Here is a 15,760-nt window from a genome sequence, read left to right as displayed (position 1 = left end):
GGCCGGCGCCGCGGGAGCCTGGGCCGGCGCCGCGGGCGCGGAGACCGGTGCGGCCGATGGTGCGGCTGATTGCGCTGCGGACGGCGCTGCCGGCGGTGCCGGCGGCGCGCTCACGTCCAGCGTGGCGGACGCGGACGGGGGCGCCTTGGCCACCGGCGCGGCCGGTGCGGACGATGCCGCCGTCGCGGCCGGTGCGGACGATGCCGCCGTCGCGGCCGGGGCCGCCACAGGCGCGAGCGCCGGCCCCGCGCGCCAGAACAGCAGCACGCCGGCCGCGACGACCAGCGCGCCGGCGCCCAGGCCGAGCAGCAGCGGCTTGCGCGCCGTGGTGCCCGCCGGGGCAGCCTGCGCGGCCTGGGGCGCGTGGATGGTCGGCGCGTCGCCGAGCTGGCGTTCGGCCTGGGCCTTCTTCAAGGCTTCGAGGATGTATGACATGGGATCCTTCTTGTTTTACTTTTCGGCGGCGGCGAGCAGGCGCGGTTCGTCCACGCCGCCCAGCTGGTTCAGGCGCATCCAGGTGCGCGGGCCGGCCACGCCGTCCGCCTTCAGGTTCTGCTTTTCCTGGAAGGCGCGCAGCAGGCGCGCGGTGGCGGCGTCGAACGGCTGGCCGCCCGGCGGCGCGGGGTGCTTGTCCAGCGTGGCCAGCTGGGCCGCGATCCAGTCGACGTCGGCGCCCGTGTCGCCCGGATGGACTTCGTCGCGGAACGCGCGCGGCGCCTTCCACAGCGTGGTGAAGGTGCCGTCGAAACGCGTGGCCAGCGCGCCCAGGCTGACCTTCTGGCGCTGGCCGTTGATGGCCAGCGTGGCGCCCTGCCCGTCCATGCCCGTCAGGACGGCGTAGCCGACGCGCTGGCCGTCGTGCAGCGCGACGATGGCGGGCCGGTCCAGCAGGCGCAGTTCGTACAGGCCGCCGCGGCCCTGGTAGCAGCGCAGCCCCAGGCGCGGCGCGCCGGCGCACGGGGTGCCGGCCGGCAGCTTCTGGCCCCACAATTCTCCCAGTTCGCGCAGCGCTTCTTCCTCGGTGGCCAGGTCCAGCGGCTTCGCCGGCGCCGCGGCGGCAGCAGGTGCGGGCGCACGGGTCCGCGCATCCGCCGGCGCCACCTTCGCGGCCGGCGCGGGCGCGGGCGCGGGCGAGACATGCGGCACCGCCTGCCAGGCCGCAGCGCTGATCGCGGCACCGGCCAGCACGCCGCCCGCCACCAGCGGCCAGCGCAACGGCCGGCGGCCGTCCTGCGGCAGCGGCGTTTCGCCCGCGAATACCTCGCGCGCGGCGCGGCGCAGGATCTTCGGCGTCACCTCGCGCGCATTCTCGACGTAGGCGCCGAGCAGCGCGCGGTCGCACAACAGGTTGATGCGGCGCGGCACCCCGCCCGTCAGGCGGTGCACGAGCGGCGCCAGCGCGGCGGGAACCGGCGTGCCGGCCTGCACGCCCGCCACGGCCAGGCGGTGCGCCACGTAGGCGCCCGTCTCCGCCACGGACAAGGGTCCCAGGTGGTAGCGCGCGATCACGCGCTGGGCCAGCTGCTCCAGTTCGGGCCGGGCCAGCATCGTGCGCAGTTCCGGCTGGCCGATCAGGATGATCTGCAGCAGCTTGCGCTCGCTGGTCTCGAGGTTGGTCAGCAGGCGCAACTGTTCCAGCACCTGGGGCGACAGGTTCTGCGCCTCGTCGATGACGAGCACGTTGTTGTTGCCCTGGGCATGGCTGGCCAGCAGGTAGGCGTTGATGGCGTCGACATAGCCCTTCACGCCGAGGGTGCCCGCGGCGGCCGGCGGCAGGTCGATACGGAACTCGTCGCAGATCGTCAGCAGCAATTCCTCGACCGTCAGCTTCGGATTGAAGATATACGCGAGACGGCAATTGTCGGGAATCTGCTCGATGAAGCAGCGGCAGACGGTGGTCTTGCCGGCGCCGATTTCCCCGGTGAGCAGCACGAAGCCGCCGCCGCTGCCGATGCCATATAACAAGTGCGCCAGCGCCTCGCGGTGGCGCTCGCTCATGAACAGGTAGCGGGGATCGGGCGCGATGGAGAACGGCGCCTGCTTCAGGTGGAAGTAATTCGTGTACATGGGTTCCCGCCGCCGGTCAGGGACGTGGCGGCAACGATTTGAACTTCGCGCAGTATATTTTGCTTTTGGTATTGTAGTAAGCGATCTTGCTGCCGGGATTGGACACGCGCACGGGATACGGCGACGCATCGACGGCCAGGTAGCGGATGCCCACCGCCTTGCGGATCGCGCCCTCCAGTTCGTCCGGCGGCACTTCTGAGACCGCCGCGACGAAGGCGAGTTCGCTCGTGTCGTCGCTGACCATGACCTCGCTCACCGGCGTGCCCCACAGCGACGCGTCGTCCGTGCGGAACCAGTAGGCGCCGCCCTCGTGCTTGTAGGCGGGGCCGAAGAAGCGCGTGAGCCAGGAATAAAAATAGGCGTTGTCGATCTGGTCGCGGCACAGCAGCGCGCTGCCGATGACGGCGCTGAACGTCGACGGCGGCTTCTCTCCCGCCTGGGCGTGCGCGGGCCCGGCACCGATGGTGCCGCAGGCAGCGGCCAGCAACATGGCCGACGCAGCGAACCTCCCGAATCTTCCCGCACCCACGTCGCGTTTCCCCTTGGTCGAACGGCCCATTATGACACCGGGGCCATCCGCAAGCCAGGAATCGGGCGTTTCTCTGCGTCATGCCCGGATGGGACGGACCCGGCCGGCGTTGTCCTCGAGCCACATCCGGCGCAATGCGCGCCTGCGCGGCGGACCCGGCTTGTCCTTGTGCTAAGGTAACGGCGCAATCGACAAGAACAACCAGCAAGGATGTCCATGCCCTTCTCTTCCGCCCGCCTGCGCGCGGCCGCCGCCGTTGCCGCGGCGGCGGCCAGCATTGCCCACGCCCAGACCGCCGCGCCGCAGTACCCCGCCCTGCCCTCCGAGACCCCGGCCGAATTCACCGCCCCCACGCCCGGCTACAACTACGTCAAGCGCAGCGTGATGATTCCCATGCGCGACGGCACGCGCCTGAACACGGTGATCATCGTCCCGAAGACTGCCACGAGCGCGCGCAAGGCGGCCATCCTGCTCACGCGCACGCCCTACGACGCGGCCGGCATGACGAACCACGCCGAGAGCTCGGACCTGGAAACCATCCTCGCCGGCTACGACAATGCCGCCGACACGATCGTCGAAGGCGGCTATATCCGCGTCGTGCAGGACGTGCGCGGCAAGTACGGTTCCGAAGGCGACTACGTGATGAACCGGCCCCTGTCCGGCCCCCTGAACCCGACGCCGGTCGACCATTCGACCGATACCTGGGACACGATCGACTGGCTCGTCAAGAACGTGCCGGAAGCGAACGGCCGCGTGGGCATCATCGGCATTTCCTACGACGGTTTCCTGCCCCTGATGGCGCTGGTGAATCCGCATCCCGCGCTGAAGGCGGCCGTGCCCATGAACCCGATGGTGGATGGCTGGATGGGCGACGACTGGTTCCACCACGGCGCCTTCCGCCAGATCAATATGTCCTACATCCTCGAGCAGGTGGTCACGCGCGGCAATACGGCGAAATGGTTCACCTCGCACTACGACGACTACGACATGTACCTGGGCGCCGGCTCGGCCGGCGAACTGGGGCGCCAGCGCGGCCTGACGCAGAGCGGCTTCTGGAACAAGCTCGTCGCGCATCCGGACTACGACGCCTTCTGGCAGCAGCAGGCGATGGACAAGATCCTCGCGCGCCAGAGCGTCTCCGTGCCCACGCTGCTGGTGCACAGCCTGTGGGATGCCGAGGACATCTACGGCCCCATCGCCGTGTACAAGGCGGTCAAGCCGAACGACAAGGACGGCAAGGTGTTCCTGTCGATCGGCCCGTGGGCGCACGGCGGCGCCATCGAGGATGGCAGCGGCCTCGGCCCGCTCAAGTTCGGCAGCGACACGTCGCTGCACTGGCGCCGCGCCGTGCTGAAACCCTTCCTGGACCGCTACCTGAAGGACGACGCGGCCGCGCCCGCCATCGCGCCCGTCACCGCCTTCGAGACGGGCAGCAACCGCTGGCGCGACCTGCCGTCGTGGCCGAGCGCCGGGACGCAGGCGATTCGTCCCGTCCCCTTGCGGCTGGCAGCCGGCGCGAAGGCCGTGCTGGGCGGCGCGGCCGACGATCGGACGTACGACGAATGGGTGTCCGACCCGGCCAAGCCCGTGCCGTTCCGCCAGCGCCCGATCCCGCCCTACGGCTACGACGAGGCCAAGGGCCAGACCTGGCCGCGCTGGCTCGTCGACGACCAGCGCGAGGCCTCGGGCCGCACGGACGTGGTCACGTTCACGTCCGACGCGCTGACGGCGCCCGTGCGCATCGCCGGCGAACCGGTCGCCCACCTGGTCGCCTCGACCAGCGGCACGGACAGCGACTGGGTCGTCAAGCTGATCGACGTCTATCCGGACCAGGTGGGCAGCCAGCCGGCGATGGGCGGCTACCAGCTGATGGTGGCCGGCGACATCCTGCGCGGCCGCTACCGCGAGGGCTACGACAAGCCGAAGGCGCTGGCCCCGAACAAGCCCCTGTCCTACCGCTTCGGCCTGCCCACGGCGAACCACGTGTTCCTGCCGGGCCACCGCATCATGGTGCAGGTGNCGCGAGGGCTACGACAAGCCGAAGGCGCTGGCCCCGAACAAGCCCCTGTCCTACCGCTTCGGCCTGCCCACGGCGAACCACGTGTTCCTGCCGGGCCACCGCATCATGGTGCAGGTGCAGTCGAGCTGGTTCCCGCTGTACGACCGCAATCCGCAGACCTTCGTCCCGAACATCTTCTTCGCGAAGCCGGGCGACTATAAAAAGGCCACGCAGCGCGTGTATCACGGCAGCTTTGTGGAGTTGCCGGTGGTGCAGGCGGCGGACTAGCGCGAATCCCGTTCCGCTCATCTGCCCGTCGCCCCTGCGAAGGCAGGGGCCCAATTTCGTGGAGTGCATGCATTGGGTCCCTGCCCCCGCAGGGACGACGTACTCACACGCCCGCCGCTGAACCTTCCGGTTTTTCGAAGACATACTTCGAATAACTTCGCTTTTTCCGATGTTGCAGATCAATTAGACTTTCTACCGTTCATTAATAACCATGACGGAAAGTCATCATGAAACGCATCGTCCTTTTTCTCGCTACCAACCTTGCCATCATGCTCGTGCTGGGCATTTCGGCGAGCCTGCTCGGCGTTAACAAATTCCTGACGGCCAACGGCCTGAACCTCGGCATGCTGCTGGGCTTCGCCGCGCTGATGGGCTTCGGCGGCGCCTTCATTTCGCTGTGGATGTCCAAGCCGATCGCCAAGTGGTCGACCGGCGCCCGCGTCATCACGCAGCCGTCCAATGCCACCGAAGCGTGGCTGATGAATACCGTGGCCGCCCAGGCGCAGAAGGCCGGCATCGCCATGCCAGAAGTCGCCGTCTACCCGGGCGAGCCGAACGCGTTCGCCACCGGCGCGACCAGGAACGCCTCGCTCGTCGCCGTGTCGACGGGCCTGCTGGAATCGATGACGCACGACGAAGTCGAGGCCGTGCTGGCCCACGAGGTGGCGCACATCGCCAACGGCGACATGGTGACGCTGACGCTGATCCAGGGCGTGGTCAATACCTTCGTGATCTTCCTGGCGCGCGTCGTCGCCTACGGCGTCGACCAGTTCCTGCGCAAGGACGAGGAAGAAAGCAGCGGCCCGGGCATCGCCTACTACGTCACCTCGATCGTCTGCGACATCCTGTTCGGCATCCTGGCGAGCATCATCGTGGCCTGGTTCTCGCGCCAGCGCGAATACCGCGCCGACCGCGGCGCCGCCAAGATCATGGGCACCCCGCGTCCGATGATCGCGGCCCTGCAGCGCCTCGGCGGCATCGCCCAGGTCGACCTGCCGAAGAACCTGACGGCGTCGGGCATCGCCGGCGGCGGCGTGCTGTCGCTGTTCTCCAGCCACCCGTCGACCGAGCAGCGCATCGCCGCCCTTCAGCGCGGCTGATGCAGAGTTGCGGCCCCGCCCATGCGGCGGGGCCGTAAAAATACCACTTTCAATACCAATTCCCACCGTCCCGCCTTTCTCGCTCCCAGTCGGGACATACCAGTTCCCCACGCCACATCAGCAGCAGGCAATACCACTTGCATACCTGTTGACAAGCCTGGCGGCCCCTCCTATAGTGCGCTGACCTCCACCGGCACACTCTCCCATGATCGACTTTCTCATCGGCGTCGACGGCGGCGGCACCGGCACCCGAGTGCGCCTCGCCCATGCCGCGCCCCGCTCCAACCAGCCTGCCGCGCCGCGCGGCTACACCGAACTGGCCCAGGGCAGCGCCGGCCCGTCCGGGCTGGGGCTGGGCATCGCCAATGCCTGGGCCGCGGTCGGCGGGGCCATCGCCCAGGCCTTCGACGCCGCCGGCCTCGAACGGCCGGGTCCCGAGCGCACCGCGATCGGCCTCGGCCTGGCGGGCGTGCACAACAAGCAGTGGGCCCAGGCATTCACGGCGGCGAATCCCGGCTATCCGGCCCTGGTGCTCGAGACCGACGCCTTCACGACCCTGATGGGCGCGCACGGCGGCCGTCCCGGCGCCATCGTCGCCATCGGCACGGGCAGCGTCGGCGAGGTGCTGCTGCCCGACGGCACGCGGCGCGAAGTGGGCGGCTGGGGCTTCCCGGCCGGCGACGAGGCGGGCGGCGCCTGGATCGGCCTGCGCGCCATCAACCACGTCCAGCAGGTGCTGGACGGTCGCCAGCCGAGGAGCAGCCTGGCCGATGCCGTCGTCCATGCCTGCGGCGGCCACCGCGACATGGTCCAGGCCTGGCTCGGCGGCGCCACCCAGACCGGCTACGCCAGCCTGGCGCCCCTGGTGCTGCGGCATGCCGACGATCCCGTCGCCGCCGCCATCCTGCGCGACGCGGGCCGCGAAGCCGCGGCCATCGCGCGCGCCCTCGACCCGCAAGGCACGCTGCCGCTGGCGCTGTGCGGCGGCCTGGGCCTGGCCCTGCGTCCCTGGCTGCCGCCCGAGCTGGCCGCGCGCGCCGCTCCCCCGGAAGGTGATTCCGCCGCCGGCGCGCTGTGCGTGATCGCGCGGTACCTGGCCTACCATCCGGTTCAATGAGTTTTCATTCACAGAGGCTGCGCATGCAAGGCAATATCCTGACTCCCGGCGGCTGGATCCGCGGCACGCTGCACGCGGATGCCGCCGGCACCATCGCCGCCATCGACGGCGTGCCCGCCGATCCGGCCGCCAACGGCGACGACTACATCCTGCCCGGCTTCATCGACCTGCACGTGCACGGCGGCGCCGGGCGCGACATGATGGAAGGCGGCGACGCTGCCCGCACCATCGCGCGCCTGCATGCGCGCCACGGCACCACGAGCCTGCTGGCCACGACGATGACGGCGCCGCTCGAGGACATCGACCGCGCCCTGTCCGCCATCGGCGCGGCGTGCCGCGAGCGCGGCGCCGGCGAGGCGCGCATCCTGGGCGTGCACCTGGAAGGCCCGTACATCAACGCCGGCAAGCTGGGCGCCCAGCCGCCGTTCGCGCGCGAAGCCAGCATGGCCGAGGTGAAGCGCTTCGACGCCCAGGCCCCGATGCGCCTGATCACCGTGGCGCCCGAGATCGACGGCCACCTGGCCCTGGTGCGCCAGATGGCCGACGCCGGCATCCGCGTGCAGATCGGCCACACCACCGGTTCCTACGAGGACGGCGTCAAGGCCCTCGAGCACGGCGCGGCCGGCTTCACCCACCTGTTCAACGCCATGCCCGGCCTGCACCACCGCGACCCCGGCATGGTCGGCGCGGCGCTCGCCCATGCGCACTACGCCGAGATCATTCCCGACCTGCTGCACGTGCACCCGGGCGCCATCCAGGTGGCGCTGCGCGCGATCCCGCGCCTGTACTGCGTGACCGATTCGACGGCCGCCGCCGGCATGCCGGACGGCCAGTACATGCTGGGCCGCCAGGTCGTCCACAAATGCATGGGCGGCGTGCGCCTGGCCGACGGCACGCTGGCGGGCAGCACCCTCACCATGGACCAGGCGCTGCGCAACCTGGTGAAGATCGGCCTGGACCTCGCCGACGCCTCGCGCCGCGTGTCCACCAATGCCGCCGACTACCTGGGCGAGACGCGCCGCGGCCGCCTGGCGCCGGGATGCCATGCCGACCTGGTCGTCCTCGACCGGGACCTGAACCTGAAAGCCGTCCACATCGAAGGAGAAGCGATTGACCTCCGCAGCTGATTCCACTAACGACTCCCTGATGCTCCAGGAAGCCCGGTCCGCCGCCGACTGCGTCGCCCTGCAGCTGGCCAACGACGTCGAGCGCTACGCGGAGCTGGGACGCGTGCTGCGCGCCGGCACCTTCCACAATGCCGTGACCGTGGCGCGCGGCAGCTCGGACCACGCGTCGAACTACCTGGCCTACCTGATCATGTCGCGCATGGGCCGCCTGGTGACGTCGCTGCCCATGTCGCTGGTCACGCTGTACAAGGCGCCGCTGCGCGCCGACGGCGTGCTGGCGATTTCCGTGTCGCAGTCGGGCCAGAGCCCGGACGTGGTCGAACCGATGCGCTACTTCCGCGCCGGCGGCGCCACCACGGTCGCGCTGGTGAACGCCATCGATTCGCCACTGGCGGAGGCGGCCGAGTGGGCGCTGCCGCTGCGCGCCGGCAAGGAGCAGAGCGTGGCCGCCACCAAGAGCTTCATCACGAGCCTGACGGCCGGCGCCCGCCTGGTCGCCGAGTGGCAGGAAGATGCCGAACTGAAGGCGGGCCTGGCCGCCCTGCCCGACGCGCTGCGCCGTGCCGCCGGCGCGGACTGGTCGGCCGCGCTGGACGTGCTGGCGCCGGCGCGCAACATCATGGTCGTGGGCCGCGGCATCGGCTTCCCCATCGCGCTGGAGGCGGCGCTGAAATTCAAGGAAACCTCGGCGCTGCAGGCCGAAGCCTTTTCCGGCGCCGAGATCAAGCACGGTCCGATGGCGCTGATCGACGAAGGCTATCCGCTCTTGATCTTCGCCACCCGCGGCCCTACCCAGGCCGGCCTGGTGGCGCTGGCCGACGAGATGCGCGGCCGCGGCGCGCGCGTGCTGCTGGCCGCGCCCGAGGACGTGCCCTCGCGCGACCTCGACCTGCCGGAGGCGCCCCACCCCGACCTCGACCCGATCGTGGCGATCCAGGCGTTCTACGTGATGGCGGCGCAGCTGTCGAAGGCGCGCGGGCTCGATCCGGACAAGCCGCGCCACCTGAGCAAGGTCACCAAGACGAACTGACGACGCACGCATGACGAATCAAGAATACCGCCGCCTGGCCGGCCGCCTGATCATGATCCGCCTGTTCGGCACGGAGCTCGATGCCGGCACGGACGCCTTCATCCGCGCCAACGCCATCCGCGGCGCCTGCCTGTTCCGCCAGAACATGACGGATGCCGAGCAGCTGACCGCGTTCACGGGCGCCCTGCGCGACGCGATGGGAGCAGATGCACTGATCGCCATCGACCAGGAAGGGGGCGCCGTCGTGCGCGCGCTGTGGGTGCCGCCGCCGCCCTCGGCGATGGCCCTGGGCGCGGCCGGCGACGCGGCGCTCGCGCGCGACGTCGGCGCTGCGGTGGCGCGCGCGATCCGTGCGCTGGGCTTCAACTGGAACTTCGCGCCGGTGCTGGACCTGAACAACAATCCGCTGAACCCCGTCATCGCCGAGCGCTCGTTCGGCGCCGACCCGCAGGCCGCGAGCCGCCTGGCGCTGGCCTGGACGGACGGCAGCGAAAGCCAAGGCGTGGCCTGCTGCGTCAAGCACTTCCCCGGGCATGGCGACACCCACGTCGATTCGCACCGCGACCTGCCCACCGTCGCCAAGCCCGTCGAGGAGCTGGAACGCTTCGAGTTCGCCCCGTTCCGCACTGCGGCCCGGGCCGGCGCGCCGGCGATGATGACGGCCCACATCGTCTATCCGGCGCTCGACCCGGACCGTCCGGCCACGATGTCGCGCCCCATCCTGCACGGCCTGCTGCGCGAACGCTGGGGCTACGAAGGCGTCATCATCACGGACGGCATGGACATGCATGCGATCGCCCAGCGCTGGCCGGCGGGCGAAGCGGCCGTCAACGCGCTGCTGGCCGGCGCCGACATGGTGATGGCGATCGGCAGCCGCGCCACCCAGGAAGAGACGCTCGATGCCATCGCCGCCGCCATCGCCGACGGACGCCTGCCGCTCGACGAGGTCCATGCGCGCCTGGCGCGGCTGGATGCCCTGGCCGCGCGCCACCCGGCCGCCGGCGGCGCCTACGCCACGGAACAGGAAGACCGCGCGCTGATGGCGCTCGCCTGGCGCCGCGGCCTGACGGCGCGCAGCACGCCGCAGGCGGCGCCGCGCCGTCCCGCACCGGGCAGCCGCCTGCGCCTGGTGGCGCGCCAGGACGTGGTCAGCGACGGCGTGTCCGAGGCGGGCGTGCCGGCCGCCGCCATCGCCGCGTCGCTGGGCCGGCTGTACGACGTCGACCTGGTCACCTTCGCCGATGCCGACAGCTTCGACTGGGGCGCGCTGCCCCAGGACGGCCGCTTTACGGTACTGGCCTCGACCTCGCGCCGCCGCTACGGCCCGCGCGTGCGCGCCAGCTGGCGCCCCGACCTGCACCTGGCGCTGTGGAACCCCTACCAGGCGCTGGACGTCGACGCGCCCGCGCTGATGACCTACGGCTTCGCGCCGCCGGCGCTGGACGCCGTGAATGCCTGGCTGGCGGGCGAGATCGAAGCCCAGGGCCGCTGCCCCGTGCCGAATTTTTAATGCCAGCCTGAACACCCGCCGCCCCTGCGGAGGCAGGGGCCCAATTGCTGCATGCGTCGCCATGACGCTTGCAAGATTGGGTCCCTGCCTCCGCAGGGACGACGTTGTAATCACGTTGAACACACGCCTTCCACCCCGGCCGGGTAACGCGATGTAACGGTGCCCCCTCCCCCTGCACGGCTGAGGCACAATGGACGCGCCCGAAATGGCACTTTGTGGGACAATGCACGACTTGTCCGTATTGGCACAACGACACTGTCCGAGCTCCGGCCGGTGCATTCACTAGTCATCAAGAGAGGATTATTCATGTCCCAGTTCCGTTTTGCCCGCGTGGCACTGATGCTGGCCGCGATCGGCCTGAACGCCGCTCCGGCGTTGATGCATGGCGCCCATGCGCAGAACAAGGATGCCGCACCGGCAGCCGCCCCGGCGGACGCGGTCCGTCCCGAATTGTTCAAGCTGCTCGACCCGGCCCAGATCAAGCCGCTGATGGATGCCAAGAACTACGGCGAGATCCAGAACCGCGTCACCCAGGCCGAAGCCGTCCCGAACCGTACGCCGTACGAGGACTACGTCCTGAACCGCATGAAGCTGACGCTGGCCACCAGCACCAACAACGACGCGATGGCGACCCAGGCGCTGGAAGCGATCCTGGCCACCGGCAAGCTGCCGGAAGCCGACAAGGCCAACTTCACCCAGGCCCTGGCGACCTACTACTACAACGCCAAGAACTATCCGAAGGCGATCGAGCTGTACAAGCAGATCCAGGCTTTGGGCAAGACCACCGACGCCGTCAACTCGGCCATGATCCGCTCCTACTACCTGAGCGGCGACTATGCCACCGCCCTGAAGCTGCAGGGTCCGGTGCTGGACGCGATGGAAAAGGCCGGCAAGACCCCGACCCAGGAAGACCTGCGCCTGTACGCGTCGGCCGCCAACAAGGCCAAGGATGACGCCGCCTACCTGAACGGCCTGGAGAAGCTGGCCTCGTTCTATCCGAGCGACGACTTCTGGACCGACCTGATCAGCCGCGGCATCGTGCGCAAGCCGGGCTTCCAGGAAGCCAACGTCACCAACGTACTGCGCCTGCAGTTCGCCGCCGTCAAGCAGCTGTCGCCGGAAGGCTATACCGAACTGGCCGAACTGGCGCTGAAGGACGGCTTCCCGACCGAAGCGAAGAAGGTCGTCGACGCGGGCTTCGCCGCCGGCGTGCTCGGCACCGGCAGCGGCGCCGCCCAGCACCGACAGCTGCGCGACCGTGCCACCAAGGGCGCGGCCGACGACGCCAAGAACATCGCCGCCGGCGAAGCCAGCGCCGGCAAGGCCAAGAACGGCGCCGGCCTCGTCAACCTGGGCTGGGCCTATGTCACCATGGACCAGTTCGACAAGGGCATCGGCTTCATCGAGCAAGGTATCGCCAAGGGCGGCCTGAAGTCGCCGGACGAAGCCAAGCTGCGCCTGGGCATGGCCTACGCCCGCGCCGGCAAGAAGGACCAGGCGATCCAGACCTTCCAGACCGTGAAAGCGGGCGGCGGCCTGTCGGACACCGCCAAGTACTGGATCCTGCTGCTGAACCACCCGAGCGGCGTGACCACCGTCGTCAAATAATCGGCGTCATTACGGGCGCACCGGAAAACGGTGCGGGCTTCGCGGCCCGCACCGTTTTTTTATGGACCAATGTTAGGTGCCGTACCGGCTGGGTTCTGCCGCTTGCCGATAATGGGAAGCAATCCCGCGCAGGGAACCCCACGAAAGGCCGCAGCATGACCACCGTACGCAAAGGACAGGCGCCCGCGAAACTGAATCGCGACGAATTCCGCCTGGTATTTTCCCGCAACTTCTTCAGCCCGGCCTACGAGGCCGTCGGCAAGGAGCTCGCCGCCGTCGAGGAAGTCGCCTGGCAATCGTATGTCGATTCCGAGAAATCGCCCATGACGGTGAAGGCCGGCCCCGGCTTCGCCGACCCGGACTACGACCTCTCGGTCGAATGGAAGGACACCCGCGACAAGCTGCTGGCCGCCGAGGCGCGCCAGAAGGACCCGGCCACCCGCAACCGCATCCTCCTCATCAACGGCTCGGCGCGCAACGACGGCAGCTGCCCGAGCGAGATCTCGAAGACCTGGCGCCTGGTCAAGATGTGCGAAGAATTGCTGACGCTCGAGGGCATCGACACCGACGTGCTCGACCTGTCGCGCATCATTTCCGACTACGACCGCCATATCCACCCCTGCAAGGCCTGCGTGTCGACGGCGATGCCGCTGTGCCACTGGCCGTGCAGCTGCTACCCGAACCACTCCCTGCACCGGAACAATGACTGGATGAACGAGATCTACGAGAAGTGGGTCTCGGCGCACGGCGTCATCATCTTCACGCCGACCTACTGGTACCAGTCGCCGGCCGTGCTGAAGCTGATGATCGACCGCCTCGTCTGCGCCGACGGCGGCAATCCGGACCCCAGCTCCACGCACGGCAAGGAAGCGGAGGAAGCGAAGGCGCTCGAGAAGGACTGGGATTATCCGAAGCATTTGGCGGGCCGCGCCTACGGCCTCGTCGTGCACGGCGACGTGGCCGGCATCGAATCGACGCGCCGCTCGCTGTCGGACTGGCTCGACTGGATGGGCCTGATCGACGCGGGCCCGACCGCCCTGCTCGACCGCTACGTCGGCTACTACGAATCGTATGCGGAGAGCCACGAGACGCTCGACAAGGACACGGCATTCCAGGAAGAAGTGAAGAACGTGGCGCGCTCGGTGTCGGCGGCCGTCGCGGCGATCCGCTCCGGCAAGCTCTTGCAGCCGGACCGCAAGCTGAGCAATCCGCGGCCCAAGTAATCCTGGCGCGGCCGCTTGGGCCAGGTGGTCTGTTTTTGGTATCATCGGCGCATTTCCACGCCGACGATCCCGCATGTCCACTCTCGCGCAACTGATGCAGCACCTGGGCGCCACCAGCAACCTGCCGCTGTACCAGCAGCTGCAGCGGGCGCTGCGCGAGGCCATCGAGCGCGGCATCTACGGCCCCGCCGAGGCCTTGCCGGCCGAGCGCCAGCTGGCGTCCGAACTGGACATCTCGCGCATCACCGTGCGCAAGGCGATCGACGGCCTGGTCGAGGAAGGCCTGCTGGTGCGCCGCGCCGGCTCGGGCAACTTCATCAATACCCGCATCGAAAAGAACTTCGCCAAGCTGACCTCGTTTTCCGAAGACATGCGCTCGCGCGGCCGTACCCCGCGCAGCGTCTGGCTCAAGCGTTCGGAAGGCACCGTCACGCCGGAGGAGGCGCTGCGCCTGCGCCTGTCGCCGGGCGCGGCCGTGTACCGTTTCAACCGCATCCGCTACGCCGACGACATGCCGATGTGCGTCGAATACGCGACCATCAGCGCCACCGCCCTGCCCTCGCTGGACGCCGTCGATGTATCCATGTATGAAGCGCTGGAAGCGGCCGGCAAGCGGCCGGTGCGCGCGCTGCAGCGCCTGTCGGCCCTGCTGCTGACGGCCGAGCAGGCGCGGCTGCTGCAATCGAAGGAAGGCGACGCCGGCCTGTGCGTGGAACGCCTGGGTTTCCTGCCGGACGGGCAGGCGGTAGAATTCTGCCGCTCCTACTTCCGCGGCGACATGTATGATTTCGTCGCGGAGTTGAGCGCCGCCTGATGTGGCGCGCCGTCCATCTCCGCGCCGATTGAACGCGTGGACGGCTCAGCCGTCCACCCTACCCCGAGAACCCGATGAATTACTTGACCTACGAAGCCTACCTCGACGAAGTCGCCACCCTGCTCACCGAGATCTACGACCTCGACGACAACACGGCGATCAAGCTGGTGGTCGATGCCCAGGAAGCCGAGTACTTCTCGCCGCACGACGACCACGAGGACATGCGCACGCTCGAGCGCGCGAAGCAGGATGCGGCGACGCTGTTCAAGGCGCGCCAGAACCGCGTGCAGACGCAGCAGAAACAGCAGCGCAGCGTGCACCGCAAGGGACGCCCGGCGAAATAAACCCCGTCGTCCCTGCGAAGGCAGGGACCCAAGTCTGCACGCAGCACGGCAACGCTTGGGAAACCGGGTCCCTGCCTGCGCAGGGACGACGCTATTCGTACGATGTGTCTTAAATTGCCGTCAATCCGCCATCGATCGCCAGCTGGTGCCCCGTGACGAACGAGGCCTGCTCCGAGCAGATCCACAGCGCCGCGGTGGCGATTTCATGGGGTTCGGCGACGCGCCCCATCGGGTGCGCGGCCTTGAGTTTCTTGTCGCGGCCCGGATCGCGTTCCAGCATGCGCGCCAGCATCGGCGTCTTGACGGCGCCCGGGCACAGGCTGTTCACGCGGATGCCCGACTTGGCGTATTCGACGGCGGCGGTCTTGGTCAGGCCGATCACGGCATGCTTGGAGGCCGCATAGATGCCGTGGTTGGGCGCGGCGACCAGGCCGCCGGCGTCGGCCACGTTCAGGATCGTGCCGCCGCCTTCCTGCTTGAGCATCTGGCGCAGCTGGCCCTTCATGCACAGCCAGACGCCCTTGACGTTGACGTTCATGATGCGGTCGAACTGTTCGTCCTCGCCGTCGGCCAGCGGCAGGTGCTCTTCCTCGACGGCGGCGCCGTTCACGGCGACGTCGATGCGGCCGTAGTGCGACACGGCCTTCTCGAGCAGCGCCTCGACCTCGTGGGCGACCGTGACGTTCGTCTTGACGAACAAGGCCTTGCCGCCCGCTTCCACGATCAGCGCGGCCGTCATGTGGCCGCCATCCACCGACGTGTCCGCCACGACGACGCAGGCCCCCGCGCGCCCGAATGCCAGCGCCATCGCGCGGCCGATGCCGCTGGCGGCGCCCGTTACCAGCACAACCTTGCCGGCGTAGGAGATCCCACTCGGCGGTTGATTGGTCATGCCCTTCATGATGCTTCCTTTACAATAACATGATGCAATGTTTGCTTCCTATGAGCAATACTTCCATAAGGCAACATCATAGCGCTCATGCCGGGCATTGACCAAGTTTCTC

Annotated in this window: 14 protein-coding genes and 1 pseudogene; 11 read left to right on the top strand and 4 right to left on the bottom strand. The window is 69.0% G+C overall.

What is annotated here, in order from left to right; translation table 11 throughout:
• From QPK32_RS09010 to QPK32_RS09000, 3 genes and pseudogenes are all read right to left on the bottom strand, one after another.
• Positions 1–435: pseudogene (locus QPK32_RS09010) on the bottom strand (hypothetical protein); the annotation flags it as partial.
• 15 nt (positions 436–450) lie between these two features.
• The gene (locus tag QPK32_RS09005) at positions 451–2,067 is read right to left on the bottom strand and encodes an ExeA family protein (RefSeq protein ID WP_290412456.1); all 1,617 of its coding nucleotides are present in this window, start codon (positions 2,065–2,067) and stop codon (positions 451–453) included.
• Between the two features lie 16 nt (positions 2,068–2,083).
• Positions 2,084–2,557, bottom strand: a complete 474-nt coding sequence (locus QPK32_RS09000) for a hypothetical protein (RefSeq protein WP_290412455.1) — start codon at positions 2,555–2,557, stop codon at positions 2,084–2,086.
• A 255-nt stretch (positions 2,558–2,812) separates the two neighbouring features.
• On the opposite strand from QPK32_RS09000, the gene QPK32_RS08995 reads away from it, so the two are divergent.
• The 11 genes from QPK32_RS08995 (at position 2,813) to QPK32_RS08950 (ending at position 14,756) form a co-directional block, all read left to right on the top strand.
• Entirely contained in the window at positions 2,813–4,816 is a 2,004-nt protein-coding gene (locus tag QPK32_RS08995; RefSeq protein WP_290412454.1) for a CocE/NonD family hydrolase, read from the top strand.
• Entirely contained in the window at positions 4,788–4,883 is a 96-nt protein-coding gene (locus QPK32_RS26655) for a hypothetical protein (protein WP_374046716.1), read from the top strand. Before QPK32_RS08995 ends, QPK32_RS26655 begins: the two co-directional genes overlap by 29 nt.
• A 227-nt stretch (positions 4,884–5,110) precedes the next feature.
• Positions 5,111–5,983, top strand: a complete 873-nt coding sequence (htpX, locus tag QPK32_RS08990) for a protease HtpX (protein ID WP_290412453.1) — start codon at positions 5,111–5,113, stop codon at positions 5,981–5,983.
• Between the two features lie 205 nt (positions 5,984–6,188).
• Entirely contained in the window at positions 6,189–7,100 is a 912-nt protein-coding gene (locus QPK32_RS08985; protein ID WP_290412452.1) for a BadF/BadG/BcrA/BcrD ATPase family protein, read from the top strand.
• A 23-nt stretch (positions 7,101–7,123) separates the two neighbouring features.
• Positions 7,124–8,227 carry an N-acetylglucosamine-6-phosphate deacetylase gene (gene nagA / locus QPK32_RS08980; protein ID WP_290412451.1) on the top strand — a complete coding sequence of 368 codons (1,104 nt, stop codon included), beginning with the start codon at positions 7,124–7,126 and terminating at the stop codon, positions 8,225–8,227.
• Between the two features lie 19 nt (positions 8,228–8,246).
• Positions 8,247–9,257, top strand: coding sequence for an SIS domain-containing protein (locus QPK32_RS08975; RefSeq protein WP_290412468.1), 1,011 nt, complete (start codon positions 8,247–8,249; stop codon positions 9,255–9,257).
• Positions 9,258–9,267: 10 nt separating this feature from the next.
• A complete protein-coding gene (locus QPK32_RS08970; RefSeq protein ID WP_290412450.1) occupies positions 9,268–10,767 on the top strand; it encodes a glycoside hydrolase family 3 protein in 1,500 nt (499 codons plus the stop codon).
• Positions 10,768–11,073: 306 nt separating this feature from the next.
• Positions 11,074–12,375, top strand: a complete 1,302-nt coding sequence (locus QPK32_RS08965; protein ID WP_290412449.1) for a tetratricopeptide repeat protein — start codon at positions 11,074–11,076, stop codon at positions 12,373–12,375.
• Between the two features lie 155 nt (positions 12,376–12,530).
• A complete protein-coding gene (locus tag QPK32_RS08960; protein WP_290412448.1) occupies positions 12,531–13,598 on the top strand; it encodes a flavodoxin family protein in 1,068 nt (355 codons plus the stop codon).
• Positions 13,599–13,671: 73 nt separating this feature from the next.
• On the top strand, positions 13,672–14,412 hold the full coding sequence (locus QPK32_RS08955; RefSeq protein WP_290412447.1) for a GntR family transcriptional regulator: 741 nt from the start codon (positions 13,672–13,674) through the stop codon (positions 14,410–14,412).
• Between the two features lie 74 nt (positions 14,413–14,486).
• A complete protein-coding gene (locus QPK32_RS08950) occupies positions 14,487–14,756 on the top strand; it encodes a hypothetical protein (RefSeq protein WP_290412446.1) in 270 nt (89 codons plus the stop codon).
• A gap of 109 nt (positions 14,757–14,865) precedes the next feature.
• On the opposite strand, the gene QPK32_RS08945 is transcribed toward QPK32_RS08950, so the two are convergent.
• Positions 14,866–15,657: an SDR family oxidoreductase gene (locus QPK32_RS08945; RefSeq protein ID WP_290412445.1), complete on the bottom strand. Its 792-nt coding sequence runs from the start codon at positions 15,655–15,657 to the stop codon at positions 14,866–14,868.
• Between the last annotated feature and the right edge of the window lie 103 nt (positions 15,658–15,760).

Source organism: Massilia sp. YIM B02763, assembly GCF_030412015.1.
Lineage (GTDB): Bacteria > Pseudomonadota > Gammaproteobacteria > Burkholderiales > Burkholderiaceae_D > Telluria.
The sequence above is the reverse complement of the archived record's forward strand: the minus strand, read 5'-3'. Positions and strand labels throughout refer to the sequence as shown.